This is a genomic window from Streptomyces sp. RLA012, assembly GCF_056270325.1.
Map to the genome: position 1 here is coordinate 6,951,801 of NZ_JBWDPA010000002.1, position 22,020 is coordinate 6,973,820.

The window sequence follows — 22,020 nt, forward strand, 5'->3', positions numbered from 1 at the left end:
TGGAGTTGTCCACAGGGAGTTGTCCACAGGGGTGGCAGGGTGGGGCGGGCGTTGGCACAGTGGTGGGCATGCGGGGGTGGTGGCAGGACCTCACCGATCTGATGCTGCCGGCCGAGTGCGGAGGCTGCGGGAGGCCTCGCGCGGTGCTCTGCCCGGAGTGCCGTGACGCCCTGAGTGGGGCCGTGGCGCGCCGGGTGCGACCTGATCCGGAGCCGCACGGGCTGCCGGTGGTGCACGCGGTGGCCCCTTACCGGGACGAGGTGCGCGCGGCGCTCCTCGCCCACAAGGAACGGGGGGCACTCACACTCGCGACACCCTTGGGCGCGGCCCTGGCGGGTGCTGTGAGGGCAGGGCTGGGGCACATGTGCCTCCCGGTCACGCGGGGGCGGCCCACGGCCTCGGACGGGCGCCTGGGGGCCGGGAGTGGGCAACGGCGGTCCGAGGGCGGCCGCGGGCCCGCGCGGTTTGCCGGTCCAGGGTCTCTGCTGCTTGTTCCCGTGCCGTCCTCGCGGCGCGCGGTGCGGGCACGGGGCCACGATCCGGCGCGGCGGATCGCGCTCGCGGCGGCGGGGGAGCTGCGGCGCTCGGGGACATCGGCCCGGGTGCTGGCCGTGCTGCGGCAACGACGCGCCGTGGCCGACCAGGCGGGGCTCAACTCCCGGCAGCGGCTGGACAATCTCGCGGGCGCCCTGCAGGTGGTCGCCGGAGGTGCCCGGCTGTTGGCGGGCGGCAACGGGGTCGTGCTCGTGGACGACCTGATGACGACGGGCGCCTCACTGACAGAGGCGGCGCGTGCCGTGCGGGCGGTGCTGGCGGAGGCCCATGCATACGCCGCGCAAGCGGGGGGAACAACGGGGGAACGCATGACGCGGGCAACGGCATCGGGCATGGACCGGACACAAGTGGACCAACGAATGACGGGTACGAACGGAGTCGGCGACATGATCTGTGCGGCGGTGGTGGCGGCCCCGCCGGACTCCTTCGAAATAAACCGGAACTGACCGAGAGCTTTCATCGTTGCAGGTAATGACCAGGTCAATTCACCTGAACGGAGGTACGCCGCAGTAGAGGGTGACGACATCCGTCCGGGCGAGATATGTTCGGTTGTGAGGCAATGGCGCAGGCCGTACCTCTCCTGTCCGAATGCCGTGCCGCGGGTTTTCCGAATCCCCCGCAGCGCTGGGGTGTAGATCTTGCCCATGGGGGAGGAGGAGGTGAAAGTCACCAAGTCCGAGGTTCCGGGACTCACCGGGACCTGGTGCAAAAAGGGAGATGCTCCGCCAGTGCAGCGGAGTGATCCGGGAACGGAGTTCTGCGTGGACATCGTCGTCAAGGGCCGCAAGACCGAGGTGCCCGAGCGGTTCCGCAAGCACGTGGCCGAGAAGCTGAAGCTGGAGAAGATCCAGAAGCTCGATGGCAAGGTGATCAGCCTCGACGTGGAGGTGTCCAAGGAGCCCAACCCTCGGCAGGCCGACCGTTGCGACCGAGTGGAGATCACGCTCCACTCCCGGGGTCCGGTGATCCGGGCGGAGGCGGCGGCAAGTGACCCGTACGCGGCACTCGACCTGGCGGCGGACAAACTCGAAGCCCGGCTGCGCAAGCAGCACGACAAGCGCTACACCCGCCGTGGGAACGGCCGGATCTCGGCCGCCGAGGTCGCCGACCACGTCCCGGGCGCAGCGACGCTGAACGGAAACGGGAGTGTCGTCCACGAGGACGACACGGACAGCGTGCCGACCAAGAAGATCGGTTCCCTCGAGGTCATGGGCGAAGGCCCCCTCGTCGTTCGCGAGAAGACCCACGTGGCTGCCCCGATGACACTCGACCAGGCGCTCTACGAGATGGAGCTGGTCGGGCACGACTTCTATCTCTTCGTCGACTCCGAGACGAAGGAACCGAGTGTCGTCTACCGACGGCACGCCTACGACTACGGCGTCATCCACCTCAGCACGGACCCCATGGTCGCCCAGGCCGGATCGGCCGCGCCGGGCGGTGCGCTCGGCGGCTGACCCGCCCCGATGACGGCTGAGACGGTGCCCCTGGAGCGTGCGTGCGCCCCCAGGGGCACCGGTGTGCGACCACTTCGGGACCCGCTCTGTCACCGCACTGTCGTCCGGGCATGGAATCATGGCCGAACCGGCTTCAACCGGTAGGCCGTTGCCTTGGGTTGGCGATGGCACAAGAACGCAGGCCACGGCCTTCAGGGGGAGGAACGATGGCGGACAGCTTCGGACCGATGCGTGACGGGGATGCCGACGGTGGCGTCGTCGGCATGGGCCCGGACACGGGCTCTCCACGAAAGGAGCCCATTCGGGTCCTCGTCGTGGACGACCACGCCCTCTTTCGCCGCGGTCTGGAGATCGTGCTCGCGGCCGAGGAGGACATTCAGGTCGTCGGCGAGGCGGGTGACGGGGCGGAGGCGGTCGACAAGGCCGCCGACCTGCTTCCCGATATCGTGCTGATGGATGTGCGCATGCCGAAACGGGGCGGTATCGAGGCGTGCACCTCCATCAAGGAGGTGGCTCCCAGCGCGAAGATCATCATGTTGACGATCAGCGACGAGGAGGCCGATCTCTACGACGCGATCAAGGCGGGCGCGACCGGATATCTCCTCAAAGAGATCTCCACGGACGAGGTGGCCACGGCCATTCGCGCGGTGGCGGACGGACAGTCGCAGATCAGCCCGTCCATGGCGTCGAAACTTCTCACCGAGTTCAAGTCGATGATTCAGCGGACGGACGAGCGCCGACTGGTGCCCGCGCCCCGGCTCACGGAACGCGAGCTGGAGGTGCTCAAGCTCGTCGCGACGGGGATGAACAACCGGGATATCGCCAAGGAGCTGTTCATCTCCGAGAACACGGTGAAGAACCATGTGCGCAACATCCTGGAGAAGCTGCAGCTGCACTCCAGGATGGAGGCGGTGGTCTACGCGATGCGCGAGAAGATTCTCGAGATCAGGTAGGTCCGGTCAGGCAAGCAGACGGGTGAGTTCCTTCGTGAGCGGCTCGCGCAGCTCCGGGGCGTCCACCCGCTCCACGCGCACGTTCGTGCAGTCCACCCAGCTTGCCGCCTCCAGCAGGGCCTGGGCCACGGCCGGGACCGCCTTGGGGCCGTCCAGGGTGACCTGCTTGGCGACCAGCGTGCGGCCCTCGCGGGCCGGGTCCACGCGGCCGACGAGGTGGCCGCCGGCGAGGACCGGCATCGCGAAATAGCCGTACACCCGCTTCGGCTTGGGCGTGTACGCCTCCAGGCGGTGGGTGAAGCCGAAGATCCGCTCCGTGCGGGCCCGCTCCCAGATGAGCGAGTCGAACGGGGACAGCAGCGTCGTACGGTGGCGGCCGCGCGGGGCCGTCTCCAGGGCCGCCGGGTCCGCCCAGGCCGGCTTGCCCCAGCCCTCCACCGTCACCGGGACCAGGCCCGAGTCCGCGATCACCGCGTCGACCTGCTCGCCCTTGAGACGGTGGTAGTCGGCGATGTCCGCGCGCGTGCCGACACCCAGGGACTGGCCCGCCAGACCGACGAGGCGGCGCAGGCACTCCGCGTCGTCCAACTCGTCATGGAGCAGAGCATCGGGGACGGCGCGCTCGGCGAGGTCGTACACCCGCTTCCAGCCGCGGCGCTCGGTGCACACCACCTCGCCGTACATGAGTGCGCGCTCGACGGCCACCTTTGTGCCCGACCAGTCCCACCACTCGCTGGTCTTCTTCGCGCCGCCCAACTCCGTTGCCGTGAGGGGGCCTTCGGTGCGGAGCTGTTTGATGACCTGGTCGTAGGTGCCGTCCGGCAGGGTGTGGTTCCAGTGCGGGCGGGATCGGTAGGCGCGGCGGCGGAAGGCGAAGTGGGGCCATTCCTCCACGGGGAGGATGCAGGCGGCGTGGGACCAGTACTCGAAGGCGTGTGTGTCCTTCCAGTAGGCGGTGTCTACTGTCTGGCGGCCTACGGCGCCGAGGCGGGCGTACGGGATGAGTTCGTGGGAGCGGGCCAGGACGGAGATCGTGTCGAGCTGGACCGCGCCGAGGTGTCGCAGGACTCCGCGGACGCCGGCCTTGCGGTCCGGGGTGCCCAGGAGGCCCTGGGCCCGCAGGGCGATGCGGCGGGCTTCGTCGGCGGAGAGTTCGGTGGTGGGACGCGGGAGGCTGCTCGTCATGCCCACACGGTAGGCGGTGCCACTGACAGTGGGTTCGCCCCCGCCGCCCCTACCCGTCCCATCCCCAGGGGCTCCGCCCCTTCAACCCCACCCGGGGCTGCGCCCCTGCACCCCCTGGCCCCCTGCGGGGCTGCGCCCCTGCACCCTGCCTGGGGCTGCGCCCCTGCCCCCCCGCGGGGCTGCGCCCCTGCCCCCCTCGGGGCTCCGGCCCCGGCCCCCTTAGGGCTGCGCCAGTGCACCCCGCCGGGGCTGTGCCCCTACACCCCACTCGAGGTTGTGCCCATGCGCCCCCGCAGGGCACCGCACCCGCCCCCCTCGCATCACACCGGGGTTCTGCCCCCTGCCCCTGCGGGCTGCGTTGCTGTGCCACACCCGGGGCTGTGTTGCCCGTGGGGTTTCGTTCCGCCGACCGGTTTGGGTTCAGATGTCGGATGAGTCGGGAGGTGCGGGCAAGTACGGGGCCGTTGATGGCAGGCTCAGGTCCGACGGGAGTAGGGAGCCGATCCAGCAGTCTCTGCGTACGCCCTTGTTGTTGAGGGCGGAGCGGAGGGTGCCTTCGAGGGTGAAGCCGGCTCGTTCGGCGACCGCGCGGGAGCCCTTGTTGCCGACTTCGGCGCGCCATTCGAGGCGGTCGACGGCGAGGCTGGTGAAGACCCAGCGGGAGGCGGCGAGGGTGGCTTCGGTGATGTAACCGTTGCCGCGGTGCTCCTTGGCCGCCCAGAAGCCGACCTCGCCGACGCCCAGGGAGCGCATGGTGATGGCGAGCATGCCCACCAACTCCCCGGCGGGGAGGAAGACGCCGAAGGTGAACATGGAGCCGTCCGCCCAGCCGTCCGGCACCATCTGGTCAGTGAACCCCGTCGCGTGCTCGCGGAGGTACGGCGAGGGGATCGTGGTCCAGCGCTGGATGTCGGGGTCCTGGACGGCCTCGTACACCGTGTCGGTGTCGTGCGGGCCCACGGAGCGCAGGAGCAGCCGGTCGGTGGTCAGTGTGACGGGATCCATCGGCCGATTGTGCTCGGGCCACCGGAAGGGCGCCATCTCTTTGCGATGAGTGACGGTTCGGTCACTTTTCGTAGCGCGGACGCGGCACCTTCCGCAACCCCTGTCCGTTGTCCTAGTGGCTGTCACGGGCAGACCTCCCGGCGCGGTGGGGTCCTCGCTTACGATGGCCGTTGCTCAAGCTGTGATTTGAATCTGTCATTGAATCTGTCATTGAATCCGACCGTCCCAGGCCCGACCGGCAAGGAGACAAACCCCCGTGTCCGTCCTCTCGAAGATCATGCGTGCAGGCGAAGGCAAGATCCTGCGCAAGCTGCACCGCATCGCGGACCAGGTCAACTCCATCGAAGAGGACTTCGTCGACCTCTCCGACGCCGAGCTGCGTGCCCTCACTGATGAGTACAAGCAGCGGTACGCGGATGGGGAGAGCCTGGACGACCTGCTCCCCGAGGCCTTCGCCACCGTGCGTGAGGCTGCCAAGCGCGCTCTCGGCCAGCGTCACTACGACGTGCAGATGATGGGTGGCGCCGCGCTCCACCTCGGCTATGTCGCGGAGATGAAGACCGGCGAGGGCAAGACCCTCGTCGGCACCCTGCCCGCGTATCTGAACGCTCTCTCCGGAGACGGCGTTCACCTGATCACGGTCAACGACTACCTTGCCGAGCGCGACTCCGAGATGATGGGGCGCGTCCACAAGTTCCTGGGTCTGAGCGTCGGCTGCATCCTCGCCAACATGACGCCGGCCCAGCGCCGTGAGCAGTACGCGTGCGACATCACCTACGGCACGAACAACGAGTTCGGCTTCGACTACCTGCGCGACAACATGGCCTGGTCGCAGGACGAACTCGTCCAGCGAGGCCACAACTTCGCGATCGTCGACGAGGTCGACTCCATCCTCGTCGACGAGGCCCGTACGCCGCTGATCATCTCCGGCCCGGCCGACCAGGCCACCAAGTGGTACGGCGACTTCGCCAAGCTGGTCACCCGCCTGAAGAAGGGCGAGCCCGGCAACTCCCTCAAGGGCATCGAGGAGACCGGGGACTACGAGGTCGACGAGAAGAAGCGCACCGTCGCCATCCACGAGCCCGGCGTCTCCAAGGTCGAGGACTGGCTGGGCATCGACAACCTGTACGAGTCGGTGAACACCCCCCTCGTCGGGTACCTGAACAACGCCATCAAGGCCAAGGAACTCTTCAAGAAGGACAAGGACTACGTCGTCATCGACGGCGAAGTCATGATCGTCGACGAGCACACCGGCCGTATCCTCGCCGGCCGCCGCTACAACGAGGGCATGCACCAGGCGATCGAGGCGAAGGAAGGGGTGGACATCAAGGACGAGAACCAGACGCTCGCCACGATCACCCTGCAGAACTTCTTCCGCCTCTACGGCAAGCTCTCCGGCATGACCGGTACGGCGATGACCGAGGCCGCCGAGTTCCACCAGATCTACAAGCTCGGCGTCGTCCCGATCCCGACCAACAAGCCGATGGTCCGCAAGGACCAGTCGGACCTGATCTACCGCACCGAGGTCGCCAAGTTCGACGCGGTGGTCGACGACATCGCCGAGAAGCACGAGAAGGGCCAGCCGATCCTCGTCGGTACGACGTCGGTCGAGAAGTCCGAGTACCTGTCGCAGCAGCTCAGTAAGCGCGGCATCCAGCACGAGGTGCTGAACGCCAAGCAGCACGACCGTGAGGCTCCGATCATCGCCCAGGCCGGCCGCAGGGGCGCCGTGACCGTCGCCACGAACATGGCCGGTCGAGGCACGGACATCAAGCTCGGCGGCAACCCGGACGACCTCGCGGAGGCGGAGCTGCGTCAGCGCGGCCTCGACCCCGAGGAGCACATCGAGGAGTGGGCCGCGGCTCTGCCCGCCGCCATGGAGAAGGCCGAGCAGGCCGTCAAGGCGGAGTTCGAAGAGGTCAAGGACCTCGGCGGGCTCTACGTGCTGGGCACCGAGCGCCACGAGTCCCGTCGTATCGACAACCAGCTGCGCGGTCGCTCCGGCCGTCAGGGCGACCCGGGCGAGTCCCGCTTCTACCTGTCGCTCGGCGACGACCTGATGCGGCTCTTCAAGGCCCAGATGGTCGAGCGCGTGATGTCGATGGCGAACGTGCCGGACGACGTGCCGATCGAGAACAAGATGGTCACCCGCGCGATCGCCTCCGCCCAGTCGCAGGTCGAGCAGCAGAACTTCGAGACGCGTAAGAACGTCCTGAAGTACGACGAGGTCCTCAACCGGCAGCGCGAGGTCATCTACGGCGAGCGCCGCCGCGTCCTGGAGGGCGAGGACCTGCAGGAGCAGATCCAGCACTTCATGGACGACACGATCGACGCGTACATCGGGGCCGAGACCGCCGAGGGCTTCGCCGAGGAGTGGGACGTGGACCGGCTGTGGGGCGCCTTCAAGCAGCTCTACCCGGTGAAGGTCACCGTCGACGAGCTGGAGGAGGCGGCCGGCGACCGTGCCGGTCTGACCGCCGAGTTCATCTCCGAGTCCATCAAGGACGACATCCACGAGCAGTACGCGGCCCGTGAGGAGCAGCTCGGCTCCGAGATCATGCGAGAGCTGGAGCGCCGGGTCGTCCTGTCGGTCCTCGACCGCAAGTGGCGCGAGCACCTCTACGAGATGGACTATCTCCAGGAGGGCATCGGCCTGCGCGCCATGGCGCAGAAGGACCCGCTGGTCGAGTACCAGCGCGAGGGCTTCGACATGTTCTCCGCCATGATGGACGGCATCAAGGAGGAGTCCGTCGGCTACCTGTTCAACCTGGAGGTCCAGGTCGAGCAGCAGGTCGAGGAGGTCCCGGTCGAGGACTCCGCGCCGTCGCTGGAGAAGAAGGAGGACGTCGTCCCCGCGGGTGCGCGTCCCGAGATCCGCGCCAAGGGGCTCGACGCCCCGCAGCGTCCCGACCGGCTGCACTTCTCCGCACCGACCGTGGACGGCGAAGGCGGCATCGTCGAGGGCGACTTCGCCAGTGACGACGACGAGCCCGTGCGCTCCGAGGCGGACGGCCTCACGCGTGCGGAGCGCCGCAAGCAGCAGAAGAGCAACGGGCGGCGCCGCAAGAAGTGACCGCAGGCGTCCGGTGACAGTCTCCGTCTGTGAGGGCTGAGCTGTTCGAGTGGGCTGTGCGCCTGAGCCGGGCTGTGTGTCCGAGCGGGTTGTGCGCCTGAGCGGGTTGTGCGCTCGACTGGGCTGAGCAGGGAAGGGCCGGGCACCTTGGGGTGTCCGGCCCTTCGCGTTGCTCAGGAGGGGCGTTCAGGGGCCCGCAGGAGTTGGTCAGTCGTCGTCCGGGCGGGGCATGCGCGGGCCGCCCAGTTCCACCGCCGTGCAGCGCCAGCGGAGGTCGGGGCCCTGTTCCAGCCGGAAGGCCATCGCGCGGAGCCGGTCACCGGCGCCGATGCGGGCGAAGGCCTCGATCGCGCCGGGGCGGGGGACGTAGTACCCGATGTCGCGGACGACGGGACAGGTGCCGCGGGTGCGCAGGGGGCCACGTTCGGCGAGCCAGGCCAGTTCGTCGTAGGCCCGGCCCGCGGTGTGGCGGAGCATGCAGTGGACGGGGCGTCGGCCGCTGAGCACGGCGAGCAGGAGGTCGGCGAAGAGGTCGGTGGGCCGGGGCTGCGGTACGGGGCCCCGCGGGGTTCCGTCCGGCGTACCCGGCGGGTGGCTTCCCGGTGGAGTCGCGGCAGGGCGGGCTCCGGGCGGTGCGGTGCGGGATGTGCCCGCGCCCGGCGGTGCCGACGGCGGGCCGCCTCCCGGGGTGCGGGGCGGGGTGGTGCCGGGGCGCCGGGTGTCGTGGCGGCCGGGCGGGCGGGTGCCCGGGCGGCGCTTCGTCCTGGTCATCACCTTGTTCATGCGTGGTCCCCGCTGTTCATCCGTCGTCCCCGCTCGCTGCGGCCCAGTGGGTACCGGGCGGTAACTTTCGTGTTGGGGACCTTGTACGAGGCGGGAGCGGGCCCCCGCAAGGACGCCGGGCGCGCGCCGCGACGGCCGGAGGGTTCACCTATCAGAGTGACCGGGAGGCGGGGACGGCTTGGCGGGGACGGGGAGCGGCGGGTGAATCGCGGGCCGGAGGTGGACGCCGTACGGGGGAGGGACCGGGACCCGAAAGGGGACGCCCGCACGTATCCTGAAGGCCTTCCCGGGAGGCGCGGGAGCGCCCTTCCAGGAGCCCTCCGACCCGGGACCCTCCCGACTACGAAAGCGGCCAGCCATGCGCGTCTACGTCCCCCTGACCCTCTCCGGTCTCGCCGAGGCGTACAAGACGGGGGAGCTGGGAGCGGGACCGTTCGTCGCGTACGCCGTCACGCCCGCGCTGCGCGAGTGGTATCTCTCCGACGACATCGAGGAACTGGAGTACGCGGCGCTGAACCGGGCCGCGCTGGCCTCGCTGCGGATGCTCGCGGGCGAGCCGCGAACGGTGCGGCGCCGGGTGGTCGTCGCGGTCGACGTCCCCGACCGGGCCGCGGTCGCCGATCCCGACCGGGGGCTCGACCCGGCGGCGCTCGGCGAGGTGCGGGTGTCGGGGGCCCTGGCGCTGGCCAAGGCCGCCGCGGTGCATGTCGACGCCGATGACGCCGAGGAGGATGTCGCGGCGGCCGTGGCGGCGTTGGGGGCGGCCGATCACGGGGACGACGACGCGCAGTTCATCGTGGACGGGGCCGAGGACCACGAGTTGTTGTGGTTCGCCACGCAGGAGATTCCCCATCTGGTGGGGTTGGGGGACTGAGACTTCGCCTTCCGGTCACCCTCGCGGTTGTCACGGGTTGGGTGGCCGAGGGGCTTTGTCAGTGGTGGCGGGTAGGTTCTTGGTATGGGGAAGCAGGGCGCAGCAGCGCACATCGTGTGGGACTGGAACGGGACGCTGTTCCACGACAATGCCGCGATCATCGGGGCGACGAACGCGGCGTTCGCCGAGTTGGGGATGGAACCGCTCACGCTGGAGCGCTACCGGGCGTTGTACTGCGTGCCGGTGCCGAAGTTCTACGAGCGGCTGATGGGACGGCTGCCGACCGATGCCGAGTGGCTGGTCATGGATGAGACCTTCCACCGGTACTACGCGGAGCACCGCATAGCGTGCGAGCTCACCGAGGGGGCGGCGGCGCTGCTCGCCGGCTGGCGGTCGGCGGGGCGCAGTCAGTCTCTGTTGAGCATGTATGTGCATGACGAACTGGTGCCGTTGGTCCGGGGGTTCGGGATCGAGCCGCACTTCGTGCGGGTGGAGGGGCGGGTCGGGCCGTCCGGCGGGAGCAAGGCGGAGCACATGGTGCGGCACATAGGTGCGCTCGCGGATGTGGATCCGGAGCGCACCGTCGTGATCGGGGATGCCGCGGACGACGCGATCGCCGCCCTGCGTGTCGGTGCGCGGGCCGTGCTCTACACCGGGGGTTCGCACAGCCGCGCCAGTCTGGAGGAGGTCGGCGTGCCCGTCGTGGACAGCCTGGAGGAGGCGGTCGAGGAGGCCGAGCGGCTCGCGGCCTGAGCGGAGCCGCTGCCGCGGGGGTGGGGGCTGGTAGCGCGGTAGCGTGCGGGGTGGCCGCCGGCACCGCGTCGGCACGGCACCGGTCCCGCGCCGCGCCGTGCCGGGTCGACCCCGCGCCGCGCCGCGCCGCGCCGCACCGGGTCGGTCCCGCACCGCACCGGGTCGGCCCCGCGCCGCACCGGGTCGGTCCCGCGCCGCACCGTGCCGGGGCGTCGTCGTGCCGGGGCGTCGGCCCGCCCGGGTTGCTCGGGCCCCGGAAGTCGCTCAGCGCACCGGTGCCTTCGCGCGGAGGACCGTGAGGAACTCGCGCATCCAGCCGGAGTGGTCCGGCCAGGCGCGGGCCGAGACGAGGGTGCCGTCGACCACGGTCTCCGCGTCCTGGAAGGTCGCGCCGGCCGCCTGCATGTCCAGCTCCAGCGCCGGGTACGCCGTGACGCGGCGGCCCCGCAGGGCGTCGACGGCCGCCGTGAGGAGCGGGCCGTGGCAGATCTGGGCCACGGGCTTGTCGGAGTCGAAGAAGGACTTGAGGATCTTGCGGAGTTCGAGGTCGTTGCGGAGGTACTCCGGGGCGCGGCCCCCCGGGATCACCAGGGCGGCGTACTGGCCGGGGTCGACGTCCGCGAACGCGAGGTCGGCGGGCCAGGTGTAGCCGGGCTTCTCCGTGTAGGTGTCGAAGCCGGGTTCGAAGTCGTGGACGACGAAGCGGAGTGTCTTGCGGGTGGGGGCCGCGATGTGGACCTCGTAGCCCTCCTCGCGCAGGCGCTGGTAGGGGTAGAGGACCTCCAGCGACTCTGCCGCGTCGCCGGTGACCATCAGGATCTTCGGTGTCATGTCGGTGCCGCTCCTTTCGGTGGAACTTCCGTGGAGCTTCAGCGGGGCTTCAAGGTCTATTCCGCCTCTGTTGTCCGTCCTCGTCAACGTGTCGCCGCGTGCGGCGGTTGGCAAGGGACTGCACGTTCCCGTCCTTTTCGTCCCTGTGCAGACTGTCAAAGTTCCACCCCCGGTTTTGTACACATACGGCTCATGACGGCCCCGGGGTCGGGAGCGATAGCCTGGTGGCGTGATCAGCGCGATATCTCGCGGGGGCGTCATCGCCCCTGCCCCGCGCCCGGAGCGCACGGACCACATCCGTGACCGGGCGGCGGTCGCTGATCTTCGCAGGCGGGACGGGACGGCGAACGCGGCAGGCGCAGGCGGAAACGCGGGCGCGGGCGGACCCGTCGGCGCAAGCGGCGACGCAGGCGCAGGCGGGAACGTGGGCGTCGGCGGAATCGCGAGTGCGCTCCGTACGGCCAGGACACCCCGGGGACGGACGCCGCAGAGAGCAGCGTCACAGTCGCCGCGAGCGTCGAGAATGGCCGATAACCCCCCGCTCTTCTCTCCATGCGGCATAGCGTCGGACCAGACCGGACACCCCGCGTCGCGGCGTTACGTCGGAGAAGAGACCGTACTTCCTTCTACGTCACGCAACGGCGCGCGACAGGAGCCAGAGGACAATGCAGACCAAGCTGGACGAAGCCAAGGCCGAGCTGCTCGAAAGGGCTGCCCGGGTAGCTGAGAACAGCCCGGTCGGGGGGCACCTACCGACTGGGACGACGAGCGAGGGCACTCCGGACAAGGACACCGTGCTCGCGTTCCTCCAGCGCTACTACCTGCACACCGCCCCGGAGGACCTGACCGACCGCGACCCGGTCGATGTCTTCGGAGCCGCCTTCTCGCACTACCGGCTGGCCGAGAACCGCCCCCAGGGCACGGCCAACGTCCGGGTGCACACGCCCACCGTCGAGGAGAACGGCTGGACCTGCAGCCACTCCGTCGTCGAGGTCGTGACCGACGACATGCCCTTCCTCGTCGACTCGGTCACCAATGAGCTGTCCCGGCAGGGACGCGGCATCCATGTCGTCATCCACCCGCAGTTCCTCGTCCGGCGTGATCTGACCGGCGAACTGATCGAGATGCTGCCCGCCCGGCCCGCCGCCGGGGAGCTGCCGCACGACGCGCACGTCGAGTCCTGGATCCACGTCGAGATCGACCGTGAGACCGACCGTGCCGACCTGAAGCAGATCACCGCCGATCTGCTGCGCGTCCTGTCCGACGTCCGGGAGGCCGTGGAGGACTGGGAGAAGATGCGCGACGCCTCGTTGCGCATCGCCGAGGAGCTGCCCACCGAGCCGACCGCCGACGACCTGCGCGACCAGGAGGTCGAGGAGGCCCGTGAGCTGCTGCGCTGGCTCTCGGACGACCACTTCACCTTCCTCGGGTACCGCGAGTACGAGCTGCGCGACGACGACGTGCTGGCCGCCGTCCCCGGCACCGGGCTCGGCATCCTGCGCTCCGATCCGCAGCACGGCGGTGACGACAGCCACCCGGTCAGCCCGTCCTTCGAGCGGCTGCCCGCCGACGCCCGCGCCAAGGCCCGTGAGCACAAGCTGCTCGTCCTCACCAAGGCCAACAGCCGCGCCACCGTGCACCGGCCGTCCTACCTCGACTACATCGGCGTGAAGAAGTTCGACGCCGAGGGCAATGTCGTCGGCGAGCGGCGCTTCCTGGGCCTGTTCTCCTCGGCCGCGTACACCGAGTCCGTGCGCCGCGTTCCCGTGGTCCGCCGCAAGGTCGAGGAGGTCCTCAAGGGCGCGGGCTTCTCGCCCAACAGCCACGACGGCCGCGACCTGCTCCAGATCCTGGAGACCTACCCCCGCGACGAGCTCTTCCAGACGCCCGCCGACGAGCTGCGCACCATCGTCACCAGCGTCCTCTACCTGCAGGAACGCCGCCGGCTGCGGCTCTATCTGCGCCAGGACGAGTACGGCCGCTACTACTCGGCCCTCGTCTATCTCCCGCGCGACCGCTACACCACCGGCGTCCGCCTCAGGATCATCGACATCCTGAAGGAGGAGCTGAACGGCACCAGCGTCGACTTCACCGCCTGGAACACCGAGTCGATCCTCTCCCGGCTGCACTTCGTGGTCCGGGTCCCGCAGGGCACCGAGCTGCCGCAGCTCAGCGACGTGGACAAGGAACGGATCGAGGCGCGGCTCGTCGAGGCCGCCCGTTCCTGGGCCGACGGTTTCGCCGAGGCGCTCAACGCCGAGTGCGGCGAGGAGCGCGCGTCCGGGCTGCTGCGCCGCTACGGCAGCGCCTTCCCCGAGGGCTACAAGGCCGACCACACCCCGCGCGCCGCCGTCGCCGACCTGGTCCACCTGGAGAAGCTCACCACCGACCAGAGCAAGGACTTCGCGCTCAGCCTCTACGAGCCGGTGAGCGCCGGTCCCGGCGAGCGCCGTTTCAAGATCTACCGCACCGGTGAGCAGGTCTCCCTCTCGGCGGTCCTGCCGGCCCTCAACCGCATGGGCGTCGAGGTCACCGACGAACGCCCGTACGAGCTGCGCTGCTCGGACCGTACGACGGCCTGGATCTACGACTTCGGGCTGCGCCTGCCCAAGTCGCTCATCGGCAACGGGGACTACCTCGGTGACGACGGCCGCGAGCGCTTCCAGGAGGCCTTCGCCGCCACCTGGACCGGCGAGGCCGAGAACGACGGCTTCAACGCCCTGGTGCTGAGCGCCGGGCTGACCTGGCGGCAGGCGGTGGTGCTGCGCGCGTACGCGAAGTACCTGCGCCAGGCGGGTTCGACCTTCAGCCAGGACTACATGGAGGACACCCTCCGCAACAATGTCCACACCACCCGGCTGCTCGTCTCCCTCTTCGAGGCGCGGATGTCGCCGGACCGCCAGCGCGCCGGTCTCGAACTGACCGACGCCCTGATGGAGGAGCTGGAGGCGGCTCTCGACCAGGTGGCCAGCCTGGACGAGGACCGGATCCTGCGCTCCTTCCTCACCCTCATCAAGGCGACCCTGCGCACCAACTTCTTCCAGGAGGCGCTGGGCGGCAGTCCGCACGAGTACGTCTCCATGAAGTTCGACCCGCGGGCCATCCCGGACCTGCCGGCGCCGCGACCGGCGTACGAGATCTGGGTGTACTCGCCGAAGGTGGAGGGCGTGCACCTGCGGTTCGGCAAGGTCGCGCGCGGCGGGCTGCGCTGGTCCGACCGGCGCGAGGACTTCCGTACCGAGATCCTCGGGCTCGTCAAGGCGCAGATGGTGAAGAACACCGTCATCGTGCCGGTCGGCGCCAAGGGCGGCTTCGTCGCCAAGCAGCTGCCCGACCCGTCCGTGGACCGTGACGCCTGGCTCGCGGAGGGCATCCGCAGCTACCGGACCTTCATCTCGGCGCTGCTTGACATCACCGACAACCTGGTCGCCGGTGAGGTCGTGCCGCCCGCCGACGTCGTGCGGCACGACGGGGACGACACCTACCTCGTGGTCGCCGCCGACAAGGGCACCGCGACCTTCTCGGACATCGCCAACGAGGTCGCCGAGAGCTACAACTTCTGGCTCGGCGACGCCTTCGCCTCCGGCGGCTCGGCCGGTTACGACCACAAGAAGATGGGCATCACCGCGCGCGGTGCCTGGGAGTCCGTGAAGCGGCACTTCCGGGAGCTGGGCGTGGACACCCAGAGCGAGGACTTCACGGTCGTCGGTGTGGGTGACATGTCCGGTGACGTGTTCGGCAACGGGATGCTGCTCTCCGAGCACATCCGGCTCGTCGCCGCCTTCGACCACCGGCACATCTTCCTCGACCCGACCCCGGACGCGGCGACCTCGTACGCCGAGCGCAGCCGTCTCTTCGAGCTGCCGCGCTCGTCCTGGGCCGACTACAACACCGAGCTGATCTCCTCCGGCGGCGGCGTCTTCCCGCGCACCGCCAAGGCGATCCCGGTCAACTCCCATGTCCGTGAGGCCCTCGGCATCGAGCACGGTGTCACCAAGATGACCCCGGCCGACCTGATGAAGGCGATCCTGCAGGCGCCGGTCGACCTGGTGTGGAACGGCGGCATCGGTACGTACGTCAAGGCGTCCGCCGAGTCGCACGCGGACGTCGGCGACAAGGCCAACGACGCGATCCGCGTCGACGGCGCCGCCCTGCGTGCGAAGGTCGTCGGCGAGGGCGGCAACCTGGGCCTGACCCAGCTCGGCCGGATCGAGTTCGCGCAGCACGGCGGCAAGATCAACACGGATGCCATCGACAACAGCGCGGGTGTGGACACCTCCGACCACGAGGTGAACATCAAGATCCTGCTCAACGCGGTGGTGGCCAACGGCGATCTGACCGTCAAGCAGCGCAACAAGCAGCTCGCCGAGATGACCGACGAGGTCGGCGACCTGGTCCTGCGCAACAACTACGCGCAGAACGTGGCGATCGCCAACGCGCTGGCCCAGTCCCCGAGCATGCTCCACGCGCAGCAGCGGTTCCTGCGTTTCCTGGTCAGGGAGGGGCACCTCGACCGGGCCCTCGAATTCCTGCCCAGCGAGCGGCAGATCCGTGAGCGGCTCAACTCCGGGCAGGGTCTGACCGGTCCCGAGACGGCCGTCCTCCTCGCGTACACGAAGATCACGGTCTCCGACGAGCTGCTCGCCACCTCGCTGCCCGACGACCCGCATCTGCAGGGCCTGCTGTTCGCGTACTTCCCCACCGCGCTGCGCGAGAAGTTCCGCGAGCAGATCGAGGCGCACGCGCTGCGCCGCGAGATCGTGACGACCGTCCTGGTCAACGACACGGTCAACACGGGCGGCACGAGCTTCCTGCACCGCCTCCGGGAGGAGACGGGCGCGTCCCTGGAGGAGATCGTCCGGGCGCAGACCGCGGCCCGCACGATCTTCGATTCGAGCAAGGTGTGGGACGCGGTGGAGGGGCTCGACAATGTCGTCGACGCGGGCGTCCAGACCCGGATCCGGCTGCACTCGCGCCGGCTCGTCGAGCGCGGCACGCGCTGGCTGCTCAACAACCGGCCGCAGCCGCTGCAGCTCGCCGAGAACATCTCCTTCTTCCGCGAGGGGGTCGCGCAGGTCTGGGGCGAGCTGCCCAAGCTGCTGCGCGGCGCTGACCTGGAGTGGTACCAGCAGATCTTCGAGGAGCTGACGGGCGCCGGTGTCCCGGAGGGGCTCGCCACGCGGGTGGCAGGCTTCTCGTCCGCCTTCCCGACGCTGGACATCGTCGCGGTGGCCGACCGCGTGGACCAGAACCCGCTGGCCGTCGCCGAGATCTACTACGACCTCGCCGACCGGCTGAGCATCACCCAGCTCATGGACCGCATCATCGAGCTGCCGCGCGCCGACCGCTGGCAGTCCATGGCCCGCGCCTCGATCCGTGAGGACCTGTACGCGGCCCACGCGGCGCTCACCGCCGACGTCCTCGCCGTCGGCAACGGCACGTCGACCCCCGAGCAGCGTTTCAAGGCCTGGGAGGAGAAGAACGCCGCGATCCTCGGCCGTGCCCGCACCACTCTGGAGGAGATCCGGAGCTCGGACTCGTTCGACCTGGCGAACCTGTCGGTGGCGATGCGCACGATGCGGACGCTTCTGCGGACGCACTCGTAGGTCCAGAGCGGTACGTGGTCCAGCGGTACGTCGATGGGGGCACCCCCGGCCGGGATGGCCGGGGGTGCCCCCATTTGTGCCGACCGGGGCAAGCGCCGTGGTCGCCTTCTTGCCCCGTTCTTGTCGATCTCTCGGAGAAATCGGACTTGGAATTTACCTATTGCTGATAAAAGGGACAATTGTGACTGTGAACCTCTCCGAGGGGCGGGCCCGTGTAGGCCATCAGGCCCCCGCACCGGCCCAGCCCGCGCCCGCCGCCACCCCTCCCGGGGCGTTCGCCCGGATCCGGCGGATCGCCCTCGAAGTGGTGAAGTTCGGTGCCGTCGGCGGCAGCGGTATCGCGGTCAACTTCCTGGTCTTCAACCTCCTCCTGCACGGTCTGCAGTGGGCCCCGATGGTCGCCACGGTCATCGCCAGCTGTGTCGCCATGGGCAGCAACTACCTCGGCTTCCGCTTCTTCACCTACCGTGACCGGGCCTCGCGCACCCGGCGCCAGATCGCCCTGTTCTTCGTCTTCAGCGGCATCGGCGTCGTCATGGAGAGCGCGCTGTTCTACGTCGGCTACCACGGCCTGGGCATGAGCGGTCCGTTCGGCTCCAATCTGGCCAAGGCGGTGTCGATCGTGCTGGCCTCGGCCTTCCGCTTCCTGGTGTACCGGACATGGGTGTTCGAACAGGCGAAACAGGCGAAACACAGCCGCTAGGCGACCGGGCCCTGCAACCCGTGCGGGGCGATCGGCATCTACCTGAACGGTACGCAAATGGAGTAGATCGCCTAGGTGGAACCATCAGGAATGTCTAGCATCAATAGGATGAATGTGGATCACTGCCGCCCGCCCGCGGAATCAGCGGTCGCGCCCGCAGAGTCAGCAGCCGTGCCCGCCGTGTCCGCGGGCGCCCCCACCGTGTCCGTCGTCGTGATCGTCTACAACGACGAATCCCGGCTGCCCACCGCCGTGCGCTCCGTCCTCGGCCAGACGCTGCGGAGCGTCGAGGTCGTCATCGTCGACGACCGGAGCACGGACGGCTCCTACGACGTGGCGCGGCGACTGGCCGCCGAGCATCCGGGCCGGGTGCGCGTCTTCCGGCTGCCCGAGAACAGCGGCGGCTGCGGCGCCCCCCGCAACCACGGCATCCAGCAGGCCCGCGGCGACTACGTCCTCTTCCTCGACAGCGACGACGTACTGGAGCGCAACGCCTGCCGCAACATGCTGGAGGCCGCCGAGACCACCGGCGCCGACCTCGTCTCCGGCCTGTGCGTGCGCGTGCACGTCGACTCGCGCACGGGCAAGGAGGTCAAGTGGTACCCCTGGCTGTACGAGCGCACCCGCACCCTGGAGTCCGTCTCCGAGCTGCCCGACCTGCTGGTCTTCGACACCCTCTCGACCAACAAGTGCTACCGCAGGCGGTTCCTGCTGGACGAGGGCCTGGAGTTCCCGGTCGGGATCCACTACGAGGACCTGCTGTTCTCCGCGCAGGCGTACGTGGCCGCCCGTCGCATCACGCTCATCCCCAACCGGGTCTACGACTGGCGGATCGTGGACAAACCGGCGGAGACGGCCGCGAAGTCGATCAGCAACCGCCGTGACGAGATCGCCAACTTCACGCACCGCATGGAGATCCACCGCCGGGTCGACCAGCTCCTCGCGGACCACGACCTGCTGGAGCTGAAGTTCGCCAAGGACGTCAAGTGGCTCAAGCACGACCTCGTGCTGCATCTGCGGGAGCTGCCCTTCCGGGACGCGGCCTACCGGCAGGAGTTCGCGTCGATCGCCCGCGCCTACCTGGAGTCGATCGACCGCGCGGCCTTCGACGAGACCGAGCCCATCCACGCCATCTGCGCCTACCTCCTCCACGAGAGCGACTGGGACAACCTGCTGCCTGCCGTGGACACGCTCAGCAACCGCGACAAGATCTCCTCGCCGCTCGTCGAGCGCGACGGGCGTGTGTACTGGTGCGCCGAGCACATCGACGACGACCCCTTCGGCCGGCACGTCCTGGACGTCACCGAGCTCGGCCACCACACCAAGCCGGTCGAGAAGATGTTCCTGCGCAACGCGCTGACCGGGTACGAGGAGAGCGACGGCACCGTCCGGCTGGCCGGGCGCGTCACCAACCCGCTCGGTGTGATCCCGCCCGGCGCCCGGCTCTCCGCGGAGCTGGAGTTCTACGCCCGCCGGGCCGGTGTGCGCTTCCAGACCTTCCGCTTCCCCGTGGCCACCGTGCGCCACGAGGGCGAGGCCATCGCCTGGGAGGCCTCGGCGGACCTCGCCAAGGAGCTGCGCCCGCTCGGCATCCTGGACGCCGTGTGGGACGTACGCCTGCGTCTCGACGTCGACGGCGCGCGGACCACGACCCGGCTCACGGCCGCCGAACCCGAGCTGGCGCACGGACAGCTGCCCGTCCGGCCGCGGCTGACCCGGCTGGTCGCCGACCGCATCGAGCCGGAGGTGTCCTCCCGCGGCCATCTGTCCTTCCGGCTCGTCCCGGACAAGAAGGCGGGCGAACTGGTCCAGCGCGGAATGCACGGCCCGACCGCGCGGCTGGCCAAGACCGGCTATCGCAGGGCCAAGGCGCTGCGCAAGCAACTCACCTCGGGCGACACCAAACTCCGGCTGTACCACGAGGTGTTCAGCCGGCTGCCCGTCAAGAAGCGGCTCGTCGTCTTCGAGAGCCACCTGGGCCGGCAGTACAGCGACAGTCCCAAGGCCATCTACGAGGAGATGCGCCGCCAGGGCCTGAAGTTCGAGGCGGTGTGGTCCTACGCCGGCAGTCGCCGGGGCTTCCCGGGCGGTGCCACCCTCGTACGGCGCTGGTCGCTGCCGTACCTCAAGGCGCTCGCGCAGGCCGAGTACTGGGTCGACAACCAGAGCTACCCGCTGAAGGTCACCAAGCGGCCCGGGACGACGTACATCCAGACCTGGCACGGCTCGGCGCTCAAGCGGATGGGCTTCGACGAACCGGAGTGGAAGCTCAAGCCCCGCGCCGCGCAGGCCGCCCAGCAGCGCACCCTCGACCGCTTCGACCGGTTCCTGATCCGCTCCGAGCACGATGTACGCACCCTTGCGCGGGCGTTCCGGCTCCAGGAGCGGACGCTGCTGCGGGTGGGTTACCCGCGCAACGACGCGCTCGTCCGGGCCAGGGCGCGGGAGGAGGCCGCCGGGCGTCGTGAGCGCGGTCCGCTGGCGGCCGAGCTGGGCATCTCGGAGGGCAAGTCCATCCTGCTCTACGCCCCGACCTTCCGTCAGCGCGGCGGCAAGCAGCAGCGGTTCGAGCTCCCCTTCGACGTGGAGCGCTTCGCCGACACCTTCGGTGACCGCTATGTCCTCCTGGTCCGCTCGCACTACCTCAACCACGTGGTCCTCCCGCCCTCCGTGCGCGGCCGGGTCATCGACGTCACGGCCCACCACGACATGACCCCGCTGCTGGCGCTCGCCGACGGCCTGATCACCGACTACTCGTCCGTGATGTTCGACTACTCCCTCCTCGACCGCCCGATGTTCTTCTTCGCCTACGACTACGACGAGTACGTGCACGAGGGCCGTGGAACCTACTTCGACCTGCTGGAACGGGCCCCCGGCCCGGTCGTCCGCACCGAGGACGAGCTGTATGCGGTCCTCGACTCGCTGGAGGAGCAGAAGGTGAAGTACGCGGCCCCCCGCGAGCGGTTCGTCGCCGACTTCGGCGAGTTCGACAAGGGGAACGCCGCACAGAGCATCGTCGACCAGTTCTTCTCCCAGTGGAGGCGCGCGTGACCGCCCACCAGGACCAGGAAAACGTGGAGCGGGACATCTTCTTCGTCTCCAACAGCGTCGACGAACTGGGCGGGGTGACCAGCTGGTCGCACCAGATGGCCCGTCTGTTCACCGAGCGCGGTCACCGCGTGCACGTCATCGGCATCACCGCATCGGAGGTTCCGCAGCTGCTCGGCGAGCTCCCGTACCCCACCACGACGCTCTACGACGTCCATCCGCCGCGCGTCGGCCCCATGCGCGGCATCAAGGGGCGGCTCAACGTGGCCGAGCGCAGGCTGCGTGCCGAACGGGCGGCGGGCATGCGCGAACAGGCCGCCAAGCTGACCGGGCTGTTCGGGGCGGCACGCCCCGGAGCCGTCGTGATCGTCGCTCAGGTGTGGGCGATGGAGTGGGTGAAGCTCGCCGACACCACCGGTCTGACCGTCATCGGCATGAGCCACGAGTCCTTCGCGTACTGCAGGACGACCTCGCGCTTCGGGCGGGTGCAGAAGCACTACAAGGACGTCGACCGGATGCTGGCGCTCACCCGCGAGGACGCCGACCTGTGGATCCGGCAGGGCCTCGACAACGCCTCCTTCATGCCGAACCCGATCCCCTTCATGCCCGAGGTGCCCTCGCCCCGCACTGAGAACGTCGTCGTCAGCGTCGGCAGGCTGCACGACCAGAAGGGCATCGACATGCTCCTCGACACCTGGGCCGAGGTCGTGCCGCGCCACCCCGACTGGACCCTGCGGATCTACGGCTCGGGCGAGGACGAGGAGATCCTCAAGAAGCAGTGCACCGCCCTCGGCCTCGACGACTCCGTGGAGTGGATGGGCCGTACCAGCGACGTACCGGGCGCTCTGCGCGGCGGCTCCGTCTTCGTCCTGCCCTCACGCGGTGAGGGTTTCCCCCTCGCCCTCATGGAAGCCATGGCGGCCGCCGTCCCGTGCGCCGCCTTCGACTGCGCACCCGGCGTGCACGAGATCGTCCACGACGGCGAGGACGGCCTCCTGGCGACCCTCGGCAACATCGCCGAACTGGCCCGCCGCCTCGACACCCTGATGTCCGACAAGGACCTGCGGGACCACATGGGCGAGGCGGCCCGCGTCAACATCCAGCGCTACACGACGGACGAGATCGTACGCAGGTGGGAGGACCTGTTCACGTTCCTGGAGAGGTGAGCTGAGGCGCGCCCCGAAGGGGTGCGGGGAA

General features: G+C 69.4%; 14 protein-coding genes. 10 read left to right on the forward strand and 4 right to left on the reverse strand.

The window, feature by feature from the left end:
• The first annotated feature begins 68 nt into the window (after positions 1-68).
• The 3 genes from RV986_RS31995 to RV986_RS32005 all read left to right on the forward strand — a co-directional run bounded on the left by RV986_RS31995 (position 69) and on the right by RV986_RS32005 (position 2,962).
• On the forward strand, positions 69-1,001 hold the full coding sequence (locus tag RV986_RS31995) for a ComF family protein (protein WP_475920706.1): 933 nt from the start codon (positions 69-71) through the stop codon (positions 999-1,001).
• A gap of 315 nt (positions 1,002-1,316) precedes the next feature.
• A complete protein-coding gene (gene hpf / locus RV986_RS32000) occupies positions 1,317-2,009 on the forward strand; it encodes a ribosome hibernation-promoting factor, HPF/YfiA family (protein ID WP_475920707.1) in 693 nt (230 codons plus the stop codon).
• 206 nt (positions 2,010-2,215) lie between these two features.
• Positions 2,216-2,962: a response regulator gene (locus RV986_RS32005; RefSeq protein ID WP_475920708.1), complete on the forward strand. Its 747-nt coding sequence runs from the start codon at positions 2,216-2,218 to the stop codon at positions 2,960-2,962.
• Positions 2,963-2,968: 6 nt separating this feature from the next.
• Here the strand turns inward: RV986_RS32005 and RV986_RS32010 are convergent, their stop codons facing one another.
• Entirely contained in the window at positions 2,969-4,147 is a 1,179-nt protein-coding gene (locus tag RV986_RS32010) for a winged helix-turn-helix domain-containing protein (protein ID WP_475920709.1), read from the reverse strand.
• A 420-nt stretch (positions 4,148-4,567) separates the two neighbouring features.
• Positions 4,568-5,152, reverse strand: coding sequence for a GNAT family N-acetyltransferase (locus tag RV986_RS32015; RefSeq protein WP_475920710.1), 585 nt, complete (start codon positions 5,150-5,152; stop codon positions 4,568-4,570).
• A 256-nt stretch (positions 5,153-5,408) separates the two neighbouring features.
• Here RV986_RS32015 and secA point away from each other — a divergent pair, with 256 nt between their 5' ends.
• On the forward strand, positions 5,409-8,225 hold the full coding sequence (gene secA, locus RV986_RS32020) for a preprotein translocase subunit SecA (RefSeq protein WP_475920711.1): 2,817 nt from the start codon (positions 5,409-5,411) through the stop codon (positions 8,223-8,225).
• A gap of 207 nt (positions 8,226-8,432) precedes the next feature.
• Here the strand turns inward: secA and RV986_RS32025 are convergent, their stop codons facing one another.
• Positions 8,433-9,008 carry an Rv3235 family protein gene (locus RV986_RS32025; RefSeq protein WP_475920712.1) on the reverse strand — a complete coding sequence of 192 codons (576 nt, stop codon included), beginning with the start codon at positions 9,006-9,008 and terminating at the stop codon, positions 8,433-8,435.
• Positions 9,009-9,366: 358 nt separating this feature from the next.
• Here RV986_RS32025 and RV986_RS32030 point away from each other — a divergent pair, with 358 nt between their 5' ends.
• Positions 9,367-9,882: a DUF6912 family protein gene (locus tag RV986_RS32030; protein ID WP_475920713.1), complete on the forward strand. Its 516-nt coding sequence runs from the start codon at positions 9,367-9,369 to the stop codon at positions 9,880-9,882.
• A gap of 84 nt (positions 9,883-9,966) precedes the next feature.
• The gene (locus RV986_RS32035; protein ID WP_475920714.1) at positions 9,967-10,635 is read left to right on the forward strand and encodes an HAD family hydrolase; all 669 of its coding nucleotides are present in this window, start codon (positions 9,967-9,969) and stop codon (positions 10,633-10,635) included.
• A 264-nt stretch (positions 10,636-10,899) separates the two neighbouring features.
• Here RV986_RS32035 and RV986_RS32040 read toward each other — a convergent pair whose 3' ends face one another.
• Positions 10,900-11,466: a DJ-1/PfpI family protein gene (locus RV986_RS32040; protein ID WP_475920715.1), complete on the reverse strand. Its 567-nt coding sequence runs from the start codon at positions 11,464-11,466 to the stop codon at positions 10,900-10,902.
• 665 nt (positions 11,467-12,131) lie between these two features.
• On the opposite strand from RV986_RS32040, the gene RV986_RS32045 reads away from it, so the two are divergent.
• The 4 genes from RV986_RS32045 to RV986_RS32060 all read left to right on the forward strand — a co-directional run bounded on the left by RV986_RS32045 (position 12,132) and on the right by RV986_RS32060 (position 21,989).
• A complete protein-coding gene (locus RV986_RS32045; protein WP_475920716.1) occupies positions 12,132-17,072 on the forward strand; it encodes an NAD-glutamate dehydrogenase in 4,941 nt (1,646 codons plus the stop codon).
• Between the two features lie 187 nt (positions 17,073-17,259).
• Positions 17,260-17,775: a GtrA family protein gene (locus tag RV986_RS32050; RefSeq protein ID WP_475920717.1), complete on the forward strand. Its 516-nt coding sequence runs from the start codon at positions 17,260-17,262 to the stop codon at positions 17,773-17,775.
• A gap of 180 nt (positions 17,776-17,955) precedes the next feature.
• Positions 17,956-20,826 carry a bifunctional glycosyltransferase/CDP-glycerol:glycerophosphate glycerophosphotransferase gene (locus RV986_RS32055; RefSeq protein ID WP_475924509.1) on the forward strand — a complete coding sequence of 957 codons (2,871 nt, stop codon included), beginning with the start codon at positions 17,956-17,958 and terminating at the stop codon, positions 20,824-20,826.
• The gene (locus RV986_RS32060) at positions 20,823-21,989 is read left to right on the forward strand and encodes a glycosyltransferase (protein WP_475920718.1); all 1,167 of its coding nucleotides are present in this window, start codon (positions 20,823-20,825) and stop codon (positions 21,987-21,989) included. The genes RV986_RS32055 and RV986_RS32060 overlap by 4 nt, the downstream gene beginning before the upstream one ends.
• Positions 21,990-22,020 lie beyond the last annotated feature (31 nt).

What these genes read in the sequence shown, in the direction of transcription:
- RV986_RS31995 (WP_475920706.1), top strand. Translation starts at nt 69, where the DNA reads ATGCGGGGGTGGTGGCAGGACCTCACCGATCTGATGCTGCCGGCCGAG.
- RV986_RS32005 (WP_475920708.1), top strand. Translation starts at nt 2,216, where the DNA reads ATGGCGGACAGCTTCGGACCGATGCGTGACGGGGATGCCGACGGTGGC.
- RV986_RS32010 (WP_475920709.1), bottom strand. Translation starts at nt 4,147, where the DNA reads ATGACGAGCAGCCTCCCGCGTCCCACCACCGAACTCTCCGCCGACGAA.
- RV986_RS32015 (WP_475920710.1), bottom strand. Translation starts at nt 5,152, where the DNA reads ATGGATCCCGTCACACTGACCACCGACCGGCTGCTCCTGCGCTCCGTG.
- RV986_RS32025 (WP_475920712.1), bottom strand. Translation starts at nt 9,008, where the DNA reads ATGAACAAGGTGATGACCAGGACGAAGCGCCGCCCGGGCACCCGCCCG.
- RV986_RS32030 (WP_475920713.1), top strand. Translation starts at nt 9,367, where the DNA reads ATGCGCGTCTACGTCCCCCTGACCCTCTCCGGTCTCGCCGAGGCGTAC.
- RV986_RS32035 (WP_475920714.1), top strand. Translation starts at nt 9,967, where the DNA reads ATGGGGAAGCAGGGCGCAGCAGCGCACATCGTGTGGGACTGGAACGGG.
- RV986_RS32040 (WP_475920715.1), bottom strand. Translation starts at nt 11,466, where the DNA reads ATGACACCGAAGATCCTGATGGTCACCGGCGACGCGGCAGAGTCGCTG.
- RV986_RS32045 (WP_475920716.1), top strand. Translation starts at nt 12,132, where the DNA reads ATGCAGACCAAGCTGGACGAAGCCAAGGCCGAGCTGCTCGAAAGGGCT.